Origin of the sequence: Micromonospora sp. NPDC049089, from assembly GCF_040648775.1 — a bacterium.
In the GTDB taxonomy this organism is placed as follows: domain Bacteria; phylum Actinomycetota; class Actinomycetes; order Mycobacteriales; family Micromonosporaceae; genus Micromonospora.
The window spans coordinates 1-21,317 of sequence record NZ_JBEZEH010000124.1 but is presented as its reverse complement, the minus strand read 5'-3'; the positions used below and the strand labels follow the sequence as shown (position 1 = coordinate 21,317).

Sequence of the window (21,317 nt, the reverse complement as noted above, 5' to 3'; positions counted from 1 at the left end):
CCGCGCCGGCCCACCCTCCTGGGGAGGGCGGGCCGGCGCGATGGTGCGAGAGGCGCGATGGTGCGAGAGGCGCGATGGTGCGAGAGGCGCGATGGCGCGAGAGGCGCGATGGTGCGAGAGGTCAGCGCACCCGGCGGCGGCCGTGGGTACCGGCGACGATCGCCACGCCGACAGCGGCGAAGGCGACCTGCAACATCAGCTCGATCCAGTCGATTCCGCTGGTCTCGTCGACGCCGAGGGCACCGGCGACGAGTGTGCCGAGGATCGCCGCGACCACACCGATGAGCAGTGTCAGCCAGATGGGGATGTTCTGCTTGCCTGGCACGACCAGCCGGCCCAGCGCGCCGATGACCAGGCCGATGATGATGGCGGCGAAAAAGCCGGAGATTTCCACGGAAAGCCGTCCTTCAAGAGAGAGATGTAGTCGACGGCTTGATTGCCCCAAGCAACCAACCCCAAAACATCCCCACCCCACCCCCACCCCAGCCCACGCACCCCAGCCCACGCGATCTTGCACTTTGTGCTGCCGCAATGCGGCTTACACCACATATATCACCGCAGAAAATGCAAGATCGCGGGAGAGCGGGTCTCCCGCACGGCGGCAACCCCCTACGCCGTCGATCATGGAGTTGTGGTGGTGCACAGAACGGTTGTTCGCGGCTAAAGCGGCCACCACAAGTCCATGATCGACGGAGTGGGGGTGCGGGGGGCGGGGCGGGGCGGGGGGTGCAGGGCCGGGCGGGGCGGGGCGGGGCGGGGATCGGCGCTGGCGGGTCCCTCTGTTGTGCGGGGACGGGTCGGTGGTTTCCGTCCGTCGCGGTGTGCCTTTGGGTCGCCTTACCGGCGCTAGGATGACCGCCGTGCAGTTCGGGGTGCTCGGGCCGCTCGCCGTGACCACGGACGTCGGCGAGCCGGTGGTGGTGCCCGGCACCAAGGTGCGGGCGTTGCTGGCCGATCTGCTGGCCAACCGCAACCAGGTGGTCTCGGCGGACCGCCTCATCGACGACCTGTGGGGTGACGACGCCCCCGCCAATCCGACCGGGGCCCTCCAGGTGCGGATATCGCAGCTGCGCAAGGCGCTCAACGATGCCGAGCCCGGCGCCCGCGAGCTGGTCGAGTCCCGGCCACCGGGCTACCTGCTGCGGGTCGACGCGGTCGACGTCGACCGCTTCGACGAGCTGGCCCGCTGCGCCGACGTCGACAGGCTGACCGAGGCCCTCGCCTTGTGGCGCGGCGAGGCGTACGCCGACGTGGCCGACGCCGAGTTCGTGCGGGCCGAGGCGGCCCGCCTCGCCGAGCAGCGCCTCGTCGTTCAGGAGCGGTTGGCGCAGGCCCGGCTGGCCCGGGGTGAGCATGACCTGGTGGCCGCTGACCTGGCTGAGCTGGTCGCGAGGCATCCGCTGCGCGAGGGCCTGCGGGCGGTGCAGCTACGCGCGTTGTACGCGGCCGGCCGCCAGTCCGAGGCGTTGGAGAGCTACGCCGAGCTGCGGGCCCGCCTCGCCGAGGAGCTGGGCCTCGACCCCGGCCCGGAGCTGGTCGCCCTGCACCGCAGGATCCTCGAACAGGATGCCGGCCTGAACGCCCCGCCGAAGGCCGCGATCGTCCGGGGCAACCTGCCGGCCCCGCTCGACGAGTTGATCGGGCGGGACGAGGCGCTGGCCGAGCTTCGGGCGCTGCTGCCCCGGCAGCGGCTGGTCACGCTGGTCGGCCCGGGCGGCGTCGGCAAGACCCGGCTGGCCACCGAGACGGCCCGAACGGCGTCCTATCCGGACGGCGTCCGACTGGTCGAGCTGGCGCCGCTCCCGGCCGGTGACGCCCGCGTCGCCGAACAGGTCCTCGCCGCTCTGGGCGCACACGAGGCCGCCGGAACAACCCAGTCCCCCGCCGACCGGTTGGTCACGGCCCTGCGGCACCGGCAGTTGCTGCTCGTGCTGGACAACTGCGAACACGTCATCGAACCGGTCGCCGAGCTGGTCGCCCGGCTGCTGCGCGACGTGCCCGGGGTGAGCGTTCTGGCCACCAGCCGGGAGCCACTCGGGCTGACCGGTGAGCGGCTCTGGGAGGTACCCCCACTGCCGGTGCCCGACGACGGTGACCTGGACGCGGTCCGGCGCTCGGCGGCGGCCCGGTTGTTCGTCGCCCGCGCCGCCGCGCAGCAGCGCGGTTTCCGCCTCGACGGGCCGACCGCGACGGCGGTGGCCCAGCTGTGCCGCCGCCTCGACGGGCTGCCGCTGGCGTTGGAGCTGGCCGCGACCCGGGTCCGCGCGCTGGGCGTACGCGGGGTGGTGGACCGGCTCGACGACCGGTTCCGGCTGCTCACCTCCGCGCAGCGGGACGTGCCACAGCGGCAGCGGACGCTCACCGCGGTGATCGGTTGGAGCTGGGACCTCCTGGACGAGTCCGACCGGGTGGTGCTCGCCCAACTGGCGGTGTTCCCGGACGGCTGCACCCCGGAGGCTGCCGAAGAGGTCTGCCGAACCGACCTGGACGCCCTCGCCCGGCTGGTGGACCGATCGCTGGTGGTGCTCGACGACTCCGGCGCGGCCCCCCGCTACCGGCTGCTCGAATCGGTGGCCGCCTTCTGCCTGGACCGTCTCAGCGACGCCGACGAGGTACGTGGGCGGCACGCCTCCTACTACACCGAGCTGGCCGAACGCGCCGACCCCGGGCTTCGCGGGGCCGACCAGCAGCGGTGGCTGGCGCTGCTCGACACCGAGCTGGCGAACCTGCGGTCGGCGCTGGCGCACGGTGGCGGGCTGCGCCTGGCGGTCGCACTGAGCTGGTACTGGTTCCTGCGCGGCCGACTCACCGAGGCACGGCGGGCGCTGGCCGTGCCCGGCGACGCGGAGCAGGAGGCCCGCGCCGCACCCTGGCGGGTCGGCTTCGCCCTGTCGCAGGGCGAGGTGATCGCACCGGACGACGTGCGCGACGCAGTGGCCGCCGACCCGGACAGCCACGCCGCGTGGTTCGCTGCCAACGCGGTGATCGAACACGGCGACCTGGCCCTGGTCTCGGAGCTGCTACCGACCGCCGCCACCGACGCGTGGACCGAGGCGGCGGTGCTCACCTCCCTGGCGCACATCGCCCACGCCAACGGTGACCAGGCCACCCTGGAGCGCACAGCGACCCGCAGCGCCGCGCTCTTCGCCGACCTCGGTGACCGGTGGGGTCGGCTCCGGGCGACGGAGTGGGTGGGTGGGCTGGCGGATATGCGCGGCGAGCACGAGCGCGCCGCCGCGCTGCACCGGGAGGGGCTGCGCTGGGCCGAGGAGTTGGCGCTGTGGCCGCAGGTCTGCGCCGAGCTGTCCTGGCTGGCCTGGCTCGCCGTGCAGACCCGCGACTACGCCCAGGGTCGGGAACTGGCCGAGCGCGCGTACGACCTGGCGGTGGAGCAGGGCTCGCCCGGCGCGCTGATCTTCGCGGAGATGAGCCTTGGGCTGGCCGCCCGCCGCGACGGCAAGCTCGACCTGGCCGTCACCCACCTCAGCCGCCTCGCCGACCTGGGCCGGGGAGAGAGCCAATCCGCGCTCTACCTGCCGATGGTGCTGGTGGAGCTGGGCTACGCGGTCGAGCAGGGCGGCGACCCGGACGCCGCGTTGGCCCTGCACATCGAGGCGTTCGAGGTCGCCGAGGCGATGGCGACGATGCGGGACGCGGTCGGCCCGCTGGAGGGGATGGCGGCGGCGGTGCGCTCCCCCGAGGTCGCCGCCCGGCTGCTGGGCGCCGCGGCCGCCGCCCGGATCGCCACGCAGTCCCCCGCCGCGCCGGCCGAACGCGACGACACCGACCGGGTGACCGCACGCCTGAGGGCCGAACTCGGGCCGGAACGTTTCGACGCGCTGCTCGCCGAGGGCGCGCGGCTGAGCCCGGGCGAGGCCCGGGCCCAGCTCTGACCGGTGTTCAGGAGGTCACCTTCGGCTGGTACGAGGCGACGATCACGCCGCTCTTGTGCACCCGGGTGTCGACCAGGTCGAACGATGCCTTGACGTCGGCCAGCGGCGTGGTGAGGCTGGGGCCGCCCTCCAGCACCGGGTGGATCCAGAACCGGACCTCGTCCACCAGGCCCGCCCGGATCAGCTGGGCGGTGACCGAGCCGAAGCCGTACTGGATGATGTTCTTGCCCGGCTGGGCCTTGAGCGCGGTGACCGCCTCGACCAGATCGCCCTGGAGCACCTCCGTGTTGTTCCAGGTGGGGTTGGTCAGGGTGGTCGAGGCGACGTACTTCTTGACGTTGTTGAAGTACGCGGCGCCCGTGGTCGGGTCGCTCTCGTCCCTGGTCGGCCAGGCGGCGGACATGCCGTCGTAGGTGGCCCGGCCCATCAGCATCGCGTCGGCCTCCTCGGTCTGCGCCCCGGCGAGGCCGGCCGCCTCCTCGTCGAAGTACGGCATGGTCCACATCGGGTTCTCGATGACGCCGTCGAGGGTGATGTAGGTCGAGTTGACGAGCTTGCGCATCGGGATCTCCTGGGTGTCTGTCGTGCTCTCCGGTGACACCCAGAACTCTGCCGGAGCCCGCTTACGATTCGCTTCAGGTGCGCTTACCGGCGTCGTCGACGGGGCCCTGCGCCGGGTCGGCCGACGGGATCGGCAGCGCCTGCGGGGTCACCGTGCCGCCGGCCGTCGAGTGGGCCGGGGCGGGGCGGTCACCGCCGCGGCTGTGCAGCCGTCCGCGCCCGGCCGGACCGGGCCGCCGGGTCACCTCGACGGTCACCATCCGCACCGGCGGTGGCGGCGCGGTGAAACGCCCGACGCCCCACCGCACCCAGATCGGGATCCGGCCGGCGTCCGCCTCCGCGCGCAGCTTCTGCACCGTACGGGCCCGGTCGGTGTGGTCGACCTCCACCACGACGGGCGGACCGTCCGGACGGGCACACGCCACGTCGAGCACCGAGTGCCGCTGCTCCAGCGGCGGTGGCAGCGGCAGCACGCTGGGCGCGCGCCGGTAGACCCGCCAGCCCTGGGCCTCGGCCCACCGCACCACCGAGTCGATCACCCGCGCGGTGACCTCGTCGGTGTCCAGGTCGACGAAGGTGACCTCGGCCAGCCAGCGACCCAGGTCCGCGGCCAACCGCTCGTCCTGCGCCGCGACCTCCACCGGCGCAGGATAACGCCTCAGCCGACGACGGTCGCGGTCGCGGCGAGGTGCCGGGTGAGCCAGCCGGTGGTGGCCGTACGGGCCGCCTCGGCGTTGGCCCGCGACAGGAAGTCGTGCCCCTCCCCGTCGAGCACCAGGTGCCCGTGCGGCACACCCCGGTCGGCGAGGGCCTGGGCGACCTGGGCCGACTCGCCCGCCGGCACGTTGGTGTCGTTGGCGCCGTGGATCAGCAGCACCGGCACGTCCAGCCGGTCGATGTGGGTCAGCGGGGAGAGGTCGCGCAGCAGGTCGGCGTCCCGCTGCGGGTCGCCGTACTTGCTGACCGCGGCGGCGGCGATCCACGGCTCGGTGCCGGCGAAGAAGGTCCGGAAGTCGGAGATGCCGCACTCGGCGACCCCGGCGGCGAACAGACCGGGGAAGTTCACCAGCACCGCGAGGACCAGGTAACCGCCGTAGGAGCGGCCCAGGACGCCGAGCTGGCCGGGCCGGGCGACGCCGGCGTCGACGAGGAAGTCGGCGCAGCCCGCCACGTCGGCGATCGCGCCGTAGCGGCCGGCGAGGTTGTCGGCGGCGACGAACGACCGGCCGAACCCGGACGACCCACGGACGTTGGGCGCGAAGACCGCGATGCCCTGCGCCACCAGGGCCTGGAACAGCGGGTTGTAACCGGGACGCTCCTGCGCCTCCGGGCCACCGTGCAGGCTGATCGCCGTCGGCCAGGGGCCCGGCCCGGCCGGGCGGTAGAGCCAGCCGGAGAGCGGCAACCCGTCGCGGGCCCGCAGGTCGACCAGTTGCGGCGCGACACCCGCGTTGTCCGTACGCGGGACGCCCGTGTCCGGCCGCAGCGGGCGCGGCGCCCCGGTCGACGGGTCGACCAGCCACACCTCCCGGGGGTGCACCGGCCCCTGTGCGGTGAGGCAGAGCAGGCCGCCGTCGGCGGCGAAGACGGCGTCGCCGAGCACCTCGCCGGGGGCGGCGACGGCCCGCTGCACACCGCTGGCGAAGTCGAGCAGGCTCAGCTCGCTGCGCCCGCCGTAGGTGTTCCACAGCAGCGCGCCGCGCTGACCGTCCGCGCTGGGCGTGACGTGTTCCAGCTCGGCGTCCGGTCGTCCGGCGAGCCGGGTCGGCGGCTGCTCCGGTCGGGTCAGGTCGACCCGTACCAGCGCGGCGAGTTCGGAGTACGCGTCGGTGCGGGCCAGCACGCTCGTTCCGTCCGGGCCGAACCAACCCTGGTCGGTGCTGCCCCGCCCGGTGTCCGGGCAGAGCCGCCGGCGGACGCCGGTGGCCACGTCGAGCACCTCCAGCCAGCGGGCGTTACGGGGGCCGCGGCGCAGCAGCGCGGTGCCCGCGTCCGGGGTCACGTCCAGGAGGGTGAGCAGGTCGCCCTGGGCGAGCACCCGCCGGTGCCCGGTGGCCGCGTCGACAAGCAGGGCCTGCCCGTGCTCGTCGGTCTCGGTGACCGCCAGCACCGCGCCGTTCGGCAGCCAGCCGGCCAGCGCGGCGCTGCGGCGGCCGAACCCGGCAATCTGGTGGCGTCGCGTGCCGTCCGGGCGCAGCACCCACAGCTCGGTGCGGGGCGCGCCACCGGGGGCGACGACACAGGCCAACCACTGGCCGTCCGGGGACCAGCTCAGCGCGAGAACCGGTTCGTCGCCGACGGGCAGCGCGACGGGCGCACCCGCGTCGACCTCGCAGACCCAGACGCCGGGCGTGCCGGCCCGGTCGGAGAGGAACGCCACCTGGCGGCCGTCGGGGGACGGCGCGGGGGCGAAGTCCTCGCTGATCGGCACCGGTGGTGACACCGGCCGGTGGCTCGCGGGTCGGGGCCGCCGGGTGGTGCGCGGCGGCTCAATCCGTACGCTCATCTAAACCCCGATCCGCTGCAACCAGAGCTCCAGCAGTCCCAGCTGCCAGAGCGCGTTGGAGCCCAGCGTGGTCCGCCGGGCGTTCGGCGCGTCCAGTAACTCCTCCAGGTAGTCCTTGCGGAACAGGCCCCGCTCGCGCGCCGGCCGCGCGGTCAGCGCGTCCCGCACGTCGTCGAGCAGTGGACCGGAGAGGTGCCGGATGGCGGGCACCGGGAAGTAGCCCTTCGGCCGGTCGATCACCTCGTCCGGGACGATGCCCCGACTCGCGGCCTTCAGCACCCCCTTGCCGCCCTGCGCGAGCTTCATGCTCGGTGGGCAGGCAGCGGCCAGCTCGACCACCTCGTGGTCGAGGAACGGCACGCGGGCCTCCAGCCCCCAGGCCATCGTCATGTTGTCGACCCGCTTGACCGGGTCGTCGACAAGCATCACCAGGCTGTCCAGGCGCAGCGCCGCGTCCAGCGCGGTGTCCGCGCCGGGCGCGCCGAAGTGCGCGGCGACGAACTCCAGGCTGGCGTCCTGGTCGAGCATCCACTCGGGCGCCAGGTGCCCGCCGAGCGCCTCGTGGCGACGATCGAAGAACACCCGGGCGTACGCCTCGACGGCGTCCGCGCGGGCCACGTTGGCCATCGGCGGGTACCAGTCGTAGCCGGCGAGGATCTCGTCGGCGCCCTGTCCGGACTGCACCACTGTGATGCGCTGCGAGACCTCCTCGGAGAGCAGGTGGAACGCGACGCAGTCGTGGCTGACCATCGGCTCGCTCATCGCCGCGATGGCCTGGTGCACGGCGGGCACGAACCGCTTCGCGCCGATGCGGATCTGCTGGTGGTCGGTGTCGAAGTGGCGGGCCATCAGGTCGGAGTAGTGGAACTCGTCGCCGCTCTCCCCCGCCGCCGCCTCGAAGCCGATGCTGAAGGTGGCCAGGCCGGTCTGGCCCTGCTCGGCCAGCAGGGCGACGATCAGACTGGAGTCGAGACCGCCGGAGAGCAGCACGCCGACCGGCACGTCGGCGACCATCCGCCGTCGTACGCCGGTGCGCAACGCCGCCATGAGCCGTTCCTGCCACTCGTCGGCGGACATGGTGGGGGCGGCGGCCCGGTTGAACTGCGGCCGCCAGTAGGTGGTGTCGGCGCTCCGGCCGTCCGCGGTGATCACCCGGACGGTGGCCGGCGGCAGCTTCCGGACCCCGGCGAGGATCGTGCGCGGTGGCGGCACCACCGAGTGGAAGCTCATGTAGTGGTGCAGGGCCACCGGGTCGAGGTCGGTATCCACCTCACCGGCGGCGAGCAACGCCGGCAGGGTCGAGGCGAAGCGCAGCCGGCCCGGCCCCTCGGCCAGGTAGAGCGGTTTGATGCCGAGCCGGTCCCGGGCCAGCACCAGGGTGTGCGTGGCCAGCTCGACCAGGGCGAACGCGAACATCCCGTAGAACCGTTCGACGCAGGCCGTCCCCCACCGGTGGTACGCCTTGAGGATCACCTCCGTGTCCGAGGTGGACCGGAAGGAGTAGCCGGCGGCGGTCAGCTCGTCGCGCAGCTCCCGGTAGTTGTAGACGCAGCCGTTGAAGACCACTGCCAGACCCAACTCGTGGTCGACCATCGGCTGGGCGCCCGCGTCGGACAGGTCGATGATGCGCAGCCGGCGGTGGACCAGGGCCACCGACCCCTGCTGCCACCGACCCTCGCCGTCCGGGCCACGGGAGGCCAGGGCGGGGAGCATCCGCTCGACGGCGGCCAGGTCCGGTGGCGCCCCGTCGAGGCGGAACTCGCCTCCGATACCGCACATGGCTCACACCTCTCATCGGCTGGATCCGCTGGGGGCGCTGACCGGTCCAGGCTTGGCGGACCGGGTTGCGTCCCGATGACGGGTGGGTCAAGCGTCGGTTACGCCGACGGTTCGTCGGCTCCACCGAGCAGCCAGGTGTCCTTGGAACCGCCGCCGCGCGACGAGTTGACGATCATGCTGCCGGCCGGCGCCACCCGGGTCAGCGCCACCGGCGCGACCTCGGCGGTGTCACCGAGGAACACGAACGCCCGCAGGTCGACGTGGCGGGGAGCCAGCGCGGTGCCGTCGAAGACCGGGTGGGTGGTCAGCGCGATCATCTCCTGGGCGATCCACCGGTGCGGGGCAGCGAGGATCTGGTCCCGGACGGCGTCCAACTCCTCCGCCTCGGCGCGGGGGCCGATCACCACCCGGTCACCGCCGTACCCGTCGACCGGCTTGAGGACCAGTTCGTCGAGCCGGCCCAGCACCTCGGCCCGCTGTTCGGGCAGCCCACACAGGTACGTCGGCACGTCCCCGAGCAGCGGCTTCTCGCCCAGGTAGTACTCGATCAGCCGGGGCACGTACGCGTACAGCGCCTTGTCGTCACCGACGCCGTTGCCCAGCGCGTTGGCCAGTGTGAGCCGCCCGGCGTGCACGGCGGCGAGCAGCGGCCAGCCCAGCGGCACCCCGTCCGCGCCGGGCGCGTGCAGCAGCGCCTCCTCGTCCATCCGCAGGTAGATCACGTCGACCTCGCGGCGGCAGCCCTCGCGGACCAGCCGGACCCGCCCCTCCTCCACCAGCAGGTCGCTGGTCTCGGTCAGCGGCACACCCATCTCGTCGGCAAGCAGCCGGTGCTCGAACCACGCCGGATCACCGGGGCCGCTGCTGAGCACCACCACGGCGGGGTCGTCGGCCGCGGCGGGCGCGGCGGCGACCAGCGCCCGGTACAGCATCGCCGGCGTCTCGTCGGCGGGCAGCAGATCCGCCGGTACCGGCAGCTCCGGCAACACCGCCTGGGTCAGCCGACGGTTCTGCACCGCGTAGCCGATCCCGGAGGGCACCCGCAGGTTGTCCTCCAGCACGTACCACCCGCCGTCCGGGTCCCGGACGAGGTCGGTGCCGGACACCTGGGCGCGGGTGCCCCGCCGGCCCATCAGCGCCCCGGTCGGGCGCAGGCCGGGTGAGGACTCCACCACCCACGCCGGCACCACACCGTCGGCCACCACCGCCCTATCGGCGTAGACGTCACGCAGGAACGCGTCGAGGGCGCGGGCGCGTTGCACCAGGCCGGTACGCAGGGTCCGCCAGTCGGCGGCGGGCACCACCCGGGGCACCAGGTCGACCGGGAAGAGCCGGGTGCTCGCCTCGCCGGCCACGCTGAACGTCACGCCCCGGGCCCGCTGCTCCTCGTCCCGGTCGTGTTCGCGTCGACGCAGGGCCCCGGCGCCGAGTTGGCGTAGGGCAGCGAGCATCGGGGCGTACGCCGGTTGCGGTCCGGCCGGTCCGAAGACCTCGTCGCCGGCGTCGGCGTACGTGGGCAGCGCCGGCGGCGTCGGCGTACCCGGCAGCGGCCCGCGGACCCGACCCCGGGTCTCGTCGAGCAGCAGGTCGACCACGTCGGCCAACCGGCCCCGTCGTTCGTACGCCCGCCGCTGCCGAGCGGCGGAGCTGCCGCGTTCCAGCGCGTACCGGGTCAGCTCGCTGACCTGCTCCCAGTCCCCGGTCGCCTCCAACTGTGGGCGCAGGTCGCTCACCAGGCGGCGGACCGCCTGGGCGGCCGGCACGGGTCGGGCCGACCGGGGCAGGTCGAGCAGGTCACCTTCCAACCCGGAGCGGGCCGCCCGCCACACGGCGGCGCGCAGCACCGGTGGTCGCACGGCCGTACGCTCCACCCCGGCGCGCAGGGCGGCGACCTCCCGTCGGACGAGCGCCCGGAACAGACCGGTGAGCAGGACGATGGTCTCCACGTCGGCGTTGGCGTCGGTGATCCGCAGCTCCACTGTGGGCACGTGCGCCGACGGTCGGACGTCGAAATAGATCATGGCGGGGTCGGTGATGGTCTCGGAGGAGATCAGCTCGGCGACCAGCGCCTCGTGGTCCGCGGCGCTGGTCACCTCGCCCGGGTCACCGGCGGTGGGCCACCGCTGCCAGACCAGGGACCGCACGCTGGCGTAGCCGCTGTCCTGGCCCATCCAGTACGGCGAGCTGGTGGAGAGGGCGAGCAGCACCGGCAGCCACGGCTGGACCCGGCGGGTGACCGCCACCGCCAGGTCCCGGTCGGAGACGCCGACGTGCACCTGCGCTCCGCAGATCAACTGCTCCCGGGCGAGCATCTGGTACTCGTCGAGCATCCGCCGGTAGCGGGAGGTGGGGGTGACGCTGGGATCGCCGTCGGCGCGCAGCGGCACCGTACCGGCCGCCACGATGCCCAGACCGGCCCGGTCGGCGACCTGGACGGCCGCCTGACGCAGCCCGGTCAGCTCGGCGCGGATCTCGTCCAGGGTGCGGCAGACCGCGGTGTTGGTCTCCACCACGCTGCGGTGCAACTCGGCGGTGAACGAGGCCGCCGGCAACCGGTCGAGCAACTCCCCGGCGCGGGGCACCAACTCCCGGGTGTGCAGGTCGACGACGTGGAACTCCTCCTCCACCCCGATCGTGGCCAGGTCCGCCGGGTCACCGTCGTCCAGCGACAGGACCGGATTCGGACGGGGGGCGGGCAGCGTCCGGCCGTTGCCGGACCGGCTGACCGGCTCGTCGTACGTCGGCGCGTTCGTGGTGTTGTCGGCCATGGTCACCCCGGTTCGCGTGTCGGTGGTCTGGCTGTCCGACGAGCGTTCCCAGGGTTGGTACCGGGGGTGTTTCCGGCGCGTTAAGGTGACGCGCCCGTTCTGTCCGCGCTGCTCAGCGCTGCGGGGCCCGGTACTCGATGGTCGCGGCGACCCGGTTGGCGGTGGCGGCGCCCAGTTCCCGTTCGGTGAGCCACAGCCCCAGATCGAGGCCGGCCGACAGCGCGCCAGCGGTGACCCGGTCACCGTCGTCGACCACCCGCTCGTCGACGACGCTGACGTCGTGGGCGCGCAACTCGTCGTACGCGTTGCGGTTGGTGGTCGCCCGCCGGCCGGTCAGCAGGCCGGCGGCGGCGAGTAGCAGCGCACCGGTGCACACCGACGCCATCCACTGCGCCGATGCCGCCACTGCGGCCAGCTTCGCCGGCAGCACATCGCGCTGCGCCTGCGCCCAGGCACCCTCGGGTGCCCGGTTCAGCCATCCGCCACCCGGGACGATCACGCCTTCTGCCTGACCCAGCACCTCGGGCACCTGGAGTTGGACACCACGCATGCTGGTGACCAGCCCCGATCGTTCGACCGCGACCAGCGCCACGTCGAAGCCAGCCATCGACAACACCTCGAACGGTCCGAAGACGTCCAGTTCGTCGAAGCCGTCGAACACCACGATCTCGATCCGCATACGGCCCAGGATCTCCTGCCGACCGGGCGGCGGCGAGTGGCATCCTTGCCACCATGCGTAAGCATCCTGCCAAGCATCGGGTCGTCGTCCTCGCCCTACCCCGGGTTGTCGCCTTCGATCTGACCATCGCGACGCAGGTGTTCGGCCATGAGGGCCACGGCCGGTACGCGATGACGGTGTGCGCAGTGGACGGAGATTCGGTGTCCACCACCACCGCGGGCCTGGAGCTGACCGTCGCCGCGACGCTCGACGCGCTCGACGACGCCGACACGGTGATCGTGCCCGGATTCCGCCGTGGCCCGGCACCGCCGCGTGCCCTCGATGCGTTGCGGCACGCACACCGCCGTGGCGTCCGCATCGCGTCGATCTGCACCGGCGCCTTCGCGCTGGCCCAGGCCGGTCTGCTCGACGGCCGCCGCGCGACGACCCACTGGGCGCACGCCGATGCGCTCGCCCAGGAGCATCCAGGGATCGTCGTGGACGCGAGTGCGCTGTACATCGACGAGGGTGAGGTGATCACCAGCGCCGGACTCGCCGCCGGTCTGGACATGTGCCTCTATCTCGTCGGCCGCGACCACGGGCAGGCTGCCGCCATTCAACGGGCTCGCCACATGGTCACACCGCTGCACCGAGCCGGTGGTCAGGCCCAGTTCATCCCGGTCGGCGTTCCGGGTGAGGACGACGAGTTGGCCGAGGTCATCACGTGGGCGAGCAGCAACCTGCACCGCCCGATCACCGTCGCGGACCTTGCCCGGCAGGGTGTGATGTCCAGCCGTACGCTGCACCGCAGTTTCCGGAGCCGGTTACGGATGAGCCCACGAGCGTGGCTGATCCAGCAACGGCTGCGGGCCGCCTGCGCCCTGCTGGAGAACGGCGGGATCACCATCGACGAGGTCGCACGGCGTACCGGCCTGGGCACGGCGACAAACCTCCGCGCGCATTTCCAGCGGGCTTTCGCCACCACCCCTACCGCCTACCGGCGGGCCTTCACACAGTGACCGTCCGACGGTGGCCGTGGCGCGGTGGTGGTGACAGCCGGTGATGTCGGGGTGTCCCACCGGCCTGGACACCCCGACACCAGCAGTCTCGATTCGATCAATCCCGGTCAAGGAGCCGCCGGGTCACCTCATGTTGGCCACCACGAATGGCGCGTGGCCGTGCAGGTAGTTGGTCCACCCACCGGTCACCGGGGCTCCCGGGCTGAGCAGGTTGGTGGTGTCGGTGCCGACGTCGAGCTTCCAGGCCGTCCAGGAGACGCCGTTCGCCTTCATCCAGTCGATCCAGGACTGCGCCTCCGGCAGGCAGGCCCGGCCGTCGAGACCGCCATCGGCGTTGCTGGCCCCCCACTCCGTGACGAACAGCGCCAGACCCGCACGGATCGCCGCGTCGCCCTTGGCACGCAGCGACGCCCCGTGCGTGCAGGAGTAGAAGTGCAGGGTGTACATCAGGTTGGTGCCGGTGACCGGGCTGGCCGCCGCGACGTCCACGTCCTGTGACCAGGTCGGGGTGCCGAGCACGACGATGTTGTCCGGGTCGGCGGCGCGGATCGCGGACACCACGGCCTGGTGGTACGGCTTGATGACGTTGGTCCAGCTGACCTGGAGTGGCTCGTTGTAGGGCTCCCAGATGACGTTGGGCAGGTGGCCGTACCGGCGGGCCAGGTCACCGAAGAACGCCACCGCCTGGGACTGGTTGTTCTGCGCCTCGTGCGCGTGCCAGTCGACGATCACGTAGACCCCGGCGGTGACCGCGTTGTTGATGATGGTCTCCACCTGCGCGCGGGCCTTGTTCGGGTCGCTGAGGTACGCCCCCGCCGGCTCCACCCCCATGGCCGCGCGGATCACCTGGAGGTTCCAGTTGTCCCGCATCCAGCGCAGCGCGGAGAGGTTCTCGGCGTACGGGGCGGTTTCCCAGTTGAGCCACATGCTGCTGATGCCCCGTAGCTGCACCCGCGCGCCGTTCTTGTCGCACATCGTCGTGCCGCAGACCCGCAGTTGCCCGTGCCGCTCGACCGGCGTGCCGGTGGTCGGCGGCGGGGTGGTGGGCGGCGGGGTGGTCGGGGGCGTGCCACCGCCGCAGGACGCGCCGTTCACAGTGCAGTTGAGCGGGGTGCCGGTGCCGTTGGCAAGGAAACCGAACGACGTCGACGCGCCGGCCCCCAGAGTGCCGTTCCACACCACGTTCGTGAAGGTGTAGTGGCTGCCTGAGGTCGTCTGCTCGGCGTTCCACGACTGGTTGATGCTCGTGCCGGCCGGCAGGTCGAACTCGACCCGCCAACTGGTGATCTGGGCGGACGTGTTGTTGGTGACGGTGACCTGCCCCTGGTAGCCGTTGCCCCAGTTGTTGGTCACGGAGAACACGGCGGTGGCCGCGCTGGCCGGGGTGGCGGCGGCCAGGGCCGCCCCACCGGCGAGCAGGCCGGTGACGGCCAGGGTCGTGACAAGTCTCAGTGTGCGCATGCGGAACCCGCTTCGGATCGACGGTGGTGGTCTGAGGCGGGGCGGCGCCTGGGCGCACAATATCGATCAATGACTATGGGAGCAAGGTGGGAGCAGTGGCCGGAGGGCTCGGCACGGGGGCCCCACACCAGGCCCCGGCCCCGATCAGGCCCCCCGGCGCTCAGGAGGCTCGGCGTACCCGGTAGGCAAGGTGGGTGACGCCGTCGCCCTCGACGACGCTGAACGGGCCGTCCAGCTGAAGTGGGGCGATCTTCAGGTCGCCGAAGAGCGGGACGCCGGCACCGAGCAGGACCGGGACGAGGTCGACGTGCACCTCGTCGAGCAGGCCGGCCTCGACGAGGCCGGCTGCTCCGGCCCTCAACCCAAGGTCGAAGCCGGCGCACCGTCCTCGACACGTCGGCCGAGCCTTCCCCCAGTGTCGACCGAAGCCGTCAGGGCCGTAGGGCGTTGAGCACGAGGTCGGCGTACCGGCGCCACACCGCCGGGTCGCGCTCGTCGAGCACGATGAGCTGCCGGACCGCTCCGCAGAGGATCACCCGGATGTCCTGCTCGCCGGCGTCCGGGCGGATCCTCCCGGACGCTCGGGCTGCCGCCACCAGCTGCCCGATCAGGGCCAGGATGCGCGCGGCGGGCACCAGCCTGCCCTCGAAGAACGCGTCGGCGAGGACCCGGTCGCGGGCGAGGCGTCCGAACAGGTCGGGCACGAAGGAACACCACTCCCGGTACGCGTCGGCGCCGTCGAGCGCCGCGCGGACGCGCTGCTCCAACTCCTGGAACTGCCGCTGGACGACCGCGACGATCAGGTCATCCTTGCTGGGGTAGCTGCGGTAGACCGTCGCGCGTCCCACTCCGGCCCGCTCCGCCACCTGCGGCACCGTCACCTGGAGGCCCTGCTCGGTGAAGAGCTCCCGGGCGGCGTTGATGACCCGCTCGTGGTTGCGACGGGCGTCCAGACGCCGATGGGGAGTCTCCGGGTCGCTCGGCGTCGGTGGGGTCATGGCCTCAGTCTGCCCGCTCGGTCTCGTCGGTCAGCAGCGGCTCGTCGCCGTACACGGTGGTGAGTTCGACGTTGAGCACCGTGGCCACCCGTCCGAACGACCAGTAGTAGCCGATCACCTGGAGCACCTCGACGATCTCGCGCTCGCTGAGGATGTGCCGCACCTGGTCGAAGAGGTCGTCGGAAACGCGTGGCGACCGCACCACCTCGGCGGCGAACCGGATGAGCGTCCGGTCGTACGCCGGAAGGCCCGGGTTGTCGATGTCCCGGCTGCTGATGATCTCGCGAGTGCGCTGGTCGACGCCGGCCGCCTCGGACAAAGGGCCGTGCTGGGCTGCCACGAACTCGCACCCGGCGTACTGGGCCACCGTCAGGATGACCAACTCCCGCGAGCGGGCGGGCAGCTCCAACGAGGTGAACTGCGCCCTCGCGAGCTGGATGAAGAGCTTCACGGTGCCGATCGAGTGGGTCATCATCTTGACCATCGGATCGGGCGGCAGGGCGGACAGGAAGTCGCGGACGTCGGTGGGAATCGCGTTCGGGTCGGGGTCGGTAAGGCGGGGCATGGCTCTCTCCTGTTTCTGGTCGTCGAGGTGGGTCAGGCGGGCAGGTCGAAGCCCGTTTCGCTGAGGTGGCGGAACCGACCGTCCTCGGCGTACGACCCGAAGATGGCGATCTCCCGCTTGGCGGTCGACCCGTCGGCCATGGTGATCTCGAAGACGTGTCGTTCGGCGTAGCGGAGACCGTCGCGCAGCTCGTCGAGGACCCGCACGGTGCCGCTGACGATCTGACCCCGTACCTGGGTCACCATCTCGACGAATCCGGCCCTGTCGAGGGTCTCGCCGTCGCTGCGGTGGGTGTAGTCGGGGGCGTAGAACTCGTCGAGCGCCTCGGTCAGGTCGCGCGTCGGCTCGAAAACCACCGCACGCAGGGCGTCGCTGATCAGTACCGGTTTCATGGGGCTCCTCGTGGGTCACAGTGGGACACATCCGGACTCGTGGGTCCGCTTAATCTCCACCGTACCGGACTCCCGAGTCCACTTCCCGGTGAGTGTCGTCACGTACCCCGGGGAGCGGCTGTGCCCGCCACGGCGGGTGCGGGTCCGCCGCTCCGGTCGTAGCGTGGGGCGCATGCGAACCACCACGCTGGGCAGCACCGGACCCGAGGTCGGCGTCATCGGCCTCGGCTGCATGGGCATGAGCCACGGCTACGACATCACCGGCCCTCGCGACGACGACACGTCGATCGCCGTCATCCGCCAGGCACTGGACCTGGGCGCGACGCTGATCGACACGTCCGACGTGTACGGGCCGTACACCAACGAGGAGCTGGTCGGGCGGGCGCTGGCCGGCGGGCACCGGGAGCGGGCCGTGCTGGCCACGAAGGTCGGCCTGGTAGCCACCTCCCCCACCGGCGGCCCCGGCAACTCACCGAAGATTGGCAACAACGGCCGTCCGGAGCACATCCGGGCGGCGATCGACGAGAGCCTGCGCCGGCTCGGCACCGACCACGTCGATCTCTACCAGCTGCACCGGGTCGACCCGGAGGTGCCCATCGAGGAGTCCTGGGGCGCGATGGCCGAGGTCGTGGCGGCGGGCAAGGCCCGGCAGCTCGGGTTGTCCGAGGTGACTGTCGCTCAGATCGCGCGGGCCCAGGCGGTGCACCCGGTCGCGTCGGTGCAGTCCGAGCTGTCGCTGTGGACGCGCGACCCGTTGGCCGAGGTGTTGCCGTACTGCGGCGAGCAGGGCATCGCCTTCCTGCCGTTCTCCCCGCTCGGTCGCGGTTTCCTCGCCGGCCGGTTCACCTCGTTCGACGACCTGCCCGCCGACGACTTCCGGCGTGGCCTGCCGCGCTTCCAGCAGGACGCGCTGCGCGCCAACCTCGCCATCGTCGCCCGGGTCCGGGAGATCGCCGACCGGGCCGGCGTCAGCCCCGCGCAGGTCGCCCTCGCGTGGGTGGTCGCCCAGGGTGACCGGGTCGTTCCGATCCCCGGCACCAAGACCCCGAAGTACCTGGTGGACAACTGCGCTGCCGCTGACGTGCGGCTCAGCGCCGAGGACCTGGCGGACCTGGACGCGCTGCCCGCTCCCGAGGGTGGCCGCTACTAGGGCGATGCCCTACCGCTCCGGCGGCCCGGCACCACGCGGCCGGGCCGCCACCGGCGGGCCGAACCTGACCCCGACACCTGGCGAGTAGAGCACGCTCACCGGTGGCCCGACCGGCGCCGGCAGCCCGGCGGCGGCGACCAACTCGTCATCGAGGTGCAGCACCTCGGCCCGGTGCAGTGGCCAGCTCGGATGCCAGTTCGGCAGGTGCAGCGTGCGCCCGTAGGCCCGGGTGTGCAGCCCCCAGCGGGCGGTGACGAAGTGTTCCAGCGGGGTCGGCTCGACGATCCGCTCCCCTACCCGCACCACCATCCGGCTCGACGCGCCCGCCGGCCCCGGCCACCGTCGCCGGCAGCGGTAGGTGCGACGGTCGCCGTCGCGATCCAACCGCATCGACGACCAGAGGTACGGCAGGCGCAGCGTCGCCCGCGCCACCAGCACCGGCACCAGGCGGGACGCGTCGAGCGACCGGAACACCACAGCTCGTCGGCCGGCGTCGTCGACGGAGTAGAGCCGGACGTTGGTCTCTGCGAACGTGCCGAAGTACGGCACCCCCGGGCCACGGCCGAAGCCCAGCCCGACCATCCGGAAACCGATCAGGCCCACGTAGCTGACCCCGTCCACGGTGTCCGGACGGGTGCCGGCGGGCAGCAACGGCGCGACGAGGGCCGGAGCGACGGCCCAGTGCAGGAAGGTGAGGTCCTCCCAGCGCTGCCGCAGCAGCGTCCAGGGAAACGCCTGCCGGGGTGCGTGGTCTACCGGTTCGGGGTGCACGCTCCCCATCGTGGCTCAGACGGTGGGCCGGCGTGACCCCAGGCGGGCGCCGATGGTCAGCACGCCTCGTAGGACGGTCGGCGGCCCCGGGCATCGGCACGCCGGTCCGCCGTACGCTTGATGGAGCACAAGCGTTCAGAACAGGTGTTTCGGGGAGGAACTGGGCGTGACGCAGAGCGACGCGGAGCTGGTGGTGCTCGCGCAGGCCGGAGACCCGGCCGCGCTGGGGGCGCTGCTGGCCCGGCACGAGGCCGGGATGCGGGCCGTCGCCCTGAGCGTCCTCGGTTACGGGCCGGACGCCGAGGACGCGGTGCAGGACACCATGGTCGTCGCCCTGCGTCGCATCGGCGAGGTCCGCGACCCGAGCGCTGTCGGCTCCTGGTTGCGAGCCATCGTCCGCAACAACAGCAGGATGGCGTTGCGCGGGCCCAGAGCCGTCCCGGTCGCCGAACCCGAGTGGTTCACCCGCCCCGCCGACACACCCACCCCGGAGGAGGCGCTGGACCGGGCTGCGATGCGCGAGTGGGTGTGGCACTCCATCGGGCAGTTGTCCGAACCTGACCGGCTCGTCACCCTGCTGCGGTACTTCAGCGACGCGTCCTCGTACGAGCAGATCGCGGCCGTGTGTGGCGTGCCGGTCGGGACCGTCCGCAGCCGCCTCAGCCACGCCCGCCGGGCGCTCGCCGGCGGCCTGCGGACGGCGGCGGACGCCGCGCACACGGACGCCGCCGCCTCGAACGACTCGCGGTGGCGGGCGGGCCGCGACATGATCGCCACGGCGATGGGCGGTGACTTCGAGCGGGTGGTCCGCGAGAGCTGGTGGCCGGACGCCGAGATGATCGTGCCTGGCGGCCCACGCGGTGGCCGTGACCTGGCGGTCAACGGCATGGACCGCGACCTGGCCGCCGGGGTACGTCAGCGGCTGCGCAACGTGGTGGGCAGCGGCGACGTGCTGATCTGGGAAACCGACCTGATCAGCCCACCCGACGACCCGGAACACTGCCCACCCGCGGCACTGTGGTTGCAGGTGCTGCGCGAGGGCCGCGTACGCCAACTCACCCTCTTCCACCCCGTGCCCGCGCTGGTCTGAAAAAACTTTCTCCGACCGAGCGAACTTTCCCCGCGACCCGCGCATCTGGTCTGCGTCATGCACCAGTTGCCGTGTCGGCGGACGCCGCGCGGGTCTCGGATCGGGAGATAGTTCATGGGTTTCACCAGCCACGACGTCAGCGCCCTCGCACCCGGTGCCCACACGTTCACAGTGGATGGCGTTCGGCAGGTCTACCACGTCGCCGGCACCGGCCCTGTCTGCGTAGCGCATTCGGGTGGCCCGGGCATCGAGTGGGCGTATCTGCGCACGCCCAGCCTTGAGACGCACTTCACGATGGTCTACGTCGAGCCGGTGGGCACTGGCGCGTCGGGGCAGCTCGACAACCCCGCCGATTACCGTCTCGACACGTATGTCCGGTTCCTGCACGCCGTCGTCGAGCACCTCGGCGAAGACCGGGTGTACCTCCTCGGGCACTCGCACGGTGGCTTCGTCGTCCAGCGGTACGCGCTCGCCCACCCGGACCGAATCTCCGGCCTCGCCCTGTACGACACCTCGCCCGTCACCGGCGCCGAGTTCTGGGGCGAGGCCATGGCCGGCCTCGCCGCCTACCCGCAGCGGCACCCGGACCGGCCGGAGGCAGCGGCGGTCCCGGCTGCCTTTGCGCAGATCGGCGGCGCGACGGACGACGAGTCGCTGGGGGCCGCACTGCGCGCCGCCCTGCCGGTGTACTTCGCGGACTTCTGGGACCGACAGGACGAGTTCGCCCCGTTTCAGGCGGCTGTCCGGATCTGGGCGACGCCGGCCGGCGCGCAGGACCCCACGCCCTTCGACGTGCGGGATAACCTCGGTGAGATCACAGTGCCCGTCGTGGTGATCGTCGGGACGTACGACTTCATCTGTGGTCCTCGCTGGGCCGAGCAGTTGCACGCGGGGCTTCCGGACTCGCGACTGGTGACGCTGGAGCGAAGCGGACACTTCGCGCACATTGAGCAGCCGGTGGAGTTCACCGACGCCGTAGCGGAGCTGCTGAAGCGTTGACCCACAGCGGTGCCGCCCGCCCGAGGTCCGTTCGTCACAGCGGGCAGACCTCGGGGTGCGGGTGCGTTGCACGGTCATAAGCTGATCGCTTTGCTGCACCGTGACGAAGAGGAGACCGCCGTGAGCCAGACCGAACGGATGGATTCCGTCGACGAGTGGAACGTGGCCGAGGACGACGGGGTGCTGGACGCCTCCGACACCCTCGACGACGACCGGGTCGGCGACCCCCTCGACACCGGCATCATCGCCGAGGACCACTGGACGGCGGCAAACCGGTTCGGCACCACGCCAGCCGAGGAGCGGGCGGGTGAGTCCCTGGAGCAGCACCTCGCCCAGGAGGTGCCGGATGTGGACCCGTACGCCGAGGGTGGCGACGACGAGGACGAGTTGACCCGCCGGGGGTACGAGGCGGAGGCACGCGCCGGCCGTCTCGTCGCCTACGACGAGGGCGTCCGCGAGGACGACGAGGCCGAGTCGGTGGCGTGGGACGCCGGCATCGACGCGGGTGCCGCCAGCGCGGAGGAAGCGGCGATCCACCTGGTCGAGGACCCGGACGGGCCCGGCGACGGTCCGTTGCGCTGACGCCGTACCCGCCGCGCTCGGCACCCCGGGGGGTGTCGTGCGCGGCGGGGTGGGGGAGTGGGTGTCGACGGGCGTGCGGTCCAGCTCGCCCTGGGGGGCGTGGAGCTGGGCCGGGGGACGTGGGG

The 21,317-nt window shown here is 72.4% G+C and carries 19 protein-coding genes; 6 read left to right on the top strand and 13 right to left on the bottom strand.

Annotated features, from left to right (window positions below):
• Nucleotides 1-121 precede the first annotated feature (121 nt).
• A complete protein-coding gene (locus AB0B48_RS20990) occupies nt 122-394 on the bottom strand; it encodes a GlsB/YeaQ/YmgE family stress response membrane protein (RefSeq protein ID WP_355006636.1) in 273 nt (90 codons plus the stop codon).
• A 457-nt stretch (nt 395-851) separates the two neighbouring features.
• On the opposite strand from AB0B48_RS20990, the gene AB0B48_RS20985 reads away from it, so the two are divergent.
• The gene (locus AB0B48_RS20985; protein ID WP_357203983.1) at nt 852-3,893 is read left to right on the top strand and encodes a BTAD domain-containing putative transcriptional regulator; all 3,042 of its coding nucleotides are present in this window, start codon (nt 852-854) and stop codon (nt 3,891-3,893) included.
• A gap of 7 nt (nt 3,894-3,900) precedes the next feature.
• Here AB0B48_RS20985 and AB0B48_RS20980 read toward each other — a convergent pair whose 3' ends face one another.
• The 6 genes from AB0B48_RS20980 to AB0B48_RS20955 all read right to left on the bottom strand — a co-directional run bounded on the left by AB0B48_RS20980 (nt 3,901) and on the right by AB0B48_RS20955 (nt 12,186).
• Nucleotides 3,901-4,455 carry a dihydrofolate reductase family protein gene (locus tag AB0B48_RS20980; RefSeq protein ID WP_355006634.1) on the bottom strand — a complete coding sequence of 185 codons (555 nt, stop codon included), beginning with the start codon at nt 4,453-4,455 and terminating at the stop codon, nt 3,901-3,903.
• Nucleotides 4,456-4,528: 73 nt separating this feature from the next.
• Nucleotides 4,529-5,095 (bottom strand): hypothetical protein, encoded by a 567-nt coding sequence (locus AB0B48_RS20975; protein ID WP_357203981.1) that lies wholly within the window; start codon nt 5,093-5,095, stop codon nt 4,529-4,531.
• A 17-nt stretch (nt 5,096-5,112) separates the two neighbouring features.
• Nucleotides 5,113-6,960, bottom strand: a complete 1,848-nt coding sequence (locus AB0B48_RS20970; protein WP_357203979.1) for a S9 family peptidase — start codon at nt 6,958-6,960, stop codon at nt 5,113-5,115.
• A complete protein-coding gene (locus tag AB0B48_RS20965; protein ID WP_357203977.1) occupies nt 6,961-8,739 on the bottom strand; it encodes an N-acetylglutaminylglutamine amidotransferase in 1,779 nt (592 codons plus the stop codon). It lies immediately after the preceding gene.
• A gap of 98 nt (nt 8,740-8,837) precedes the next feature.
• Nucleotides 8,838-11,507, bottom strand: coding sequence for a carboxylate--amine ligase/circularly permuted type 2 ATP-grasp protein (locus AB0B48_RS20960; RefSeq protein ID WP_357203975.1), 2,670 nt, complete (start codon nt 11,505-11,507; stop codon nt 8,838-8,840).
• A 112-nt stretch (nt 11,508-11,619) separates the two neighbouring features.
• Nucleotides 11,620-12,186, bottom strand: coding sequence for a DJ-1/PfpI family protein (locus AB0B48_RS20955; RefSeq protein WP_357203973.1), 567 nt, complete (start codon nt 12,184-12,186; stop codon nt 11,620-11,622).
• 53 nt (nt 12,187-12,239) lie between these two features.
• Here AB0B48_RS20955 and AB0B48_RS20950 point away from each other — a divergent pair, with 53 nt between their 5' ends.
• Nucleotides 12,240-13,184 carry a DJ-1/PfpI family protein gene (locus AB0B48_RS20950; RefSeq protein WP_357203971.1) on the top strand — a complete coding sequence of 315 codons (945 nt, stop codon included), beginning with the start codon at nt 12,240-12,242 and terminating at the stop codon, nt 13,182-13,184.
• Nucleotides 13,185-13,307: 123 nt separating this feature from the next.
• Here AB0B48_RS20950 and AB0B48_RS20945 read toward each other — a convergent pair whose 3' ends face one another.
• The 5 genes from AB0B48_RS20945 to AB0B48_RS20925 form a co-directional block, all read right to left on the bottom strand.
• Nucleotides 13,308-14,645 (bottom strand): cellulase family glycosylhydrolase, encoded by a 1,338-nt coding sequence (locus AB0B48_RS20945; RefSeq protein ID WP_357203969.1) that lies wholly within the window; start codon nt 14,643-14,645, stop codon nt 13,308-13,310.
• 160 nt (nt 14,646-14,805) lie between these two features.
• Nucleotides 14,806-15,006 carry a dihydrofolate reductase family protein gene (locus AB0B48_RS20940; protein WP_357203968.1) on the bottom strand — a complete coding sequence of 67 codons (201 nt, stop codon included), beginning with the start codon at nt 15,004-15,006 and terminating at the stop codon, nt 14,806-14,808.
• A 70-nt stretch (nt 15,007-15,076) separates the two neighbouring features.
• Complete coding sequence (locus tag AB0B48_RS20935; protein WP_357203966.1) at nt 15,077-15,643, bottom strand: helix-turn-helix domain-containing protein; 567 nt, start codon at nt 15,641-15,643, stop codon at nt 15,077-15,079.
• Nucleotides 15,644-15,647: 4 nt separating this feature from the next.
• Entirely contained in the window at nt 15,648-16,208 is a 561-nt protein-coding gene (locus AB0B48_RS20930; protein ID WP_357203964.1) for a carboxymuconolactone decarboxylase family protein, read from the bottom strand.
• Nucleotides 16,209-16,240: 32 nt separating this feature from the next.
• Nucleotides 16,241-16,600, bottom strand: coding sequence for a hypothetical protein (locus AB0B48_RS20925; protein WP_357203962.1), 360 nt, complete (start codon nt 16,598-16,600; stop codon nt 16,241-16,243).
• A 172-nt stretch (nt 16,601-16,772) separates the two neighbouring features.
• Here AB0B48_RS20925 and AB0B48_RS20920 point away from each other — a divergent pair, with 172 nt between their 5' ends.
• Nucleotides 16,773-17,750: an aldo/keto reductase gene (locus AB0B48_RS20920; RefSeq protein WP_357203960.1), complete on the top strand. Its 978-nt coding sequence runs from the start codon at nt 16,773-16,775 to the stop codon at nt 17,748-17,750.
• A 9-nt stretch (nt 17,751-17,759) separates the two neighbouring features.
• Here AB0B48_RS20920 and AB0B48_RS20915 read toward each other — a convergent pair whose 3' ends face one another.
• A complete protein-coding gene (locus AB0B48_RS20915; protein ID WP_357203958.1) occupies nt 17,760-18,521 on the bottom strand; it encodes a DUF2071 domain-containing protein in 762 nt (253 codons plus the stop codon).
• Between the two features lie 166 nt (nt 18,522-18,687).
• On the opposite strand from AB0B48_RS20915, the gene AB0B48_RS20910 reads away from it, so the two are divergent.
• The 3 genes from AB0B48_RS20910 to AB0B48_RS20900 all read left to right on the top strand — a co-directional run bounded on the left by AB0B48_RS20910 (nt 18,688) and on the right by AB0B48_RS20900 (nt 21,192).
• On the top strand, nt 18,688-19,611 hold the full coding sequence (locus AB0B48_RS20910) for a sigma-70 family RNA polymerase sigma factor (RefSeq protein ID WP_357203956.1): 924 nt from the start codon (nt 18,688-18,690) through the stop codon (nt 19,609-19,611).
• Between the two features lie 114 nt (nt 19,612-19,725).
• Nucleotides 19,726-20,610 (top strand): alpha/beta hydrolase, encoded by an 885-nt coding sequence (locus AB0B48_RS20905; protein WP_357203954.1) that lies wholly within the window; start codon nt 19,726-19,728, stop codon nt 20,608-20,610.
• Between the two features lie 120 nt (nt 20,611-20,730).
• Nucleotides 20,731-21,192: a DUF5709 domain-containing protein gene (locus AB0B48_RS20900; protein ID WP_355423851.1), complete on the top strand. Its 462-nt coding sequence runs from the start codon at nt 20,731-20,733 to the stop codon at nt 21,190-21,192.
• Nucleotides 21,193-21,317 lie beyond the last annotated feature (125 nt).

What these genes read in the sequence shown, in the direction of transcription:
- AB0B48_RS20920 (WP_357203960.1), top strand. Translation starts at nt 16,773, where the DNA reads ATGCGAACCACCACGCTGGGCAGCACCGGACCCGAGGTCGGCGTCATC.
- AB0B48_RS20945 (WP_357203969.1), bottom strand. Translation starts at nt 14,645, where the DNA reads ATGCGCACACTGAGACTTGTCACGACCCTGGCCGTCACCGGCCTGCTC.
- AB0B48_RS20960 (WP_357203975.1), bottom strand. Translation starts at nt 11,507, where the DNA reads ATGGCCGACAACACCACGAACGCGCCGACGTACGACGAGCCGGTCAGC.
- AB0B48_RS20930 (WP_357203964.1), bottom strand. Translation starts at nt 16,208, where the DNA reads ATGCCCCGCCTTACCGACCCCGACCCGAACGCGATTCCCACCGACGTC.
- AB0B48_RS20955 (WP_357203973.1), bottom strand. Translation starts at nt 12,186, where the DNA reads ATGCGGATCGAGATCGTGGTGTTCGACGGCTTCGACGAACTGGACGTC.
- AB0B48_RS20935 (WP_357203966.1), bottom strand. Translation starts at nt 15,643, where the DNA reads ATGACCCCACCGACGCCGAGCGACCCGGAGACTCCCCATCGGCGTCTG.
- AB0B48_RS20985 (WP_357203983.1), top strand. Translation starts at nt 852, where the DNA reads ATGACCGCCGTGCAGTTCGGGGTGCTCGGGCCGCTCGCCGTGACCACG.
- AB0B48_RS20905 (WP_357203954.1), top strand. Translation starts at nt 19,726, where the DNA reads ATGGGTTTCACCAGCCACGACGTCAGCGCCCTCGCACCCGGTGCCCAC.
- AB0B48_RS20980 (WP_355006634.1), bottom strand. Translation starts at nt 4,455, where the DNA reads ATGCGCAAGCTCGTCAACTCGACCTACATCACCCTCGACGGCGTCATC.
- AB0B48_RS20965 (WP_357203977.1), bottom strand. Translation starts at nt 8,739, where the DNA reads ATGTGCGGTATCGGAGGCGAGTTCCGCCTCGACGGGGCGCCACCGGAC.
- AB0B48_RS20950 (WP_357203971.1), top strand. Translation starts at nt 12,240, where the DNA reads ATGCGTAAGCATCCTGCCAAGCATCGGGTCGTCGTCCTCGCCCTACCC.
- AB0B48_RS20970 (WP_357203979.1), bottom strand. Translation starts at nt 6,960, where the DNA reads ATGAGCGTACGGATTGAGCCGCCGCGCACCACCCGGCGGCCCCGACCC.
- AB0B48_RS20925 (WP_357203962.1), bottom strand. Translation starts at nt 16,600, where the DNA reads ATGAAACCGGTACTGATCAGCGACGCCCTGCGTGCGGTGGTTTTCGAG.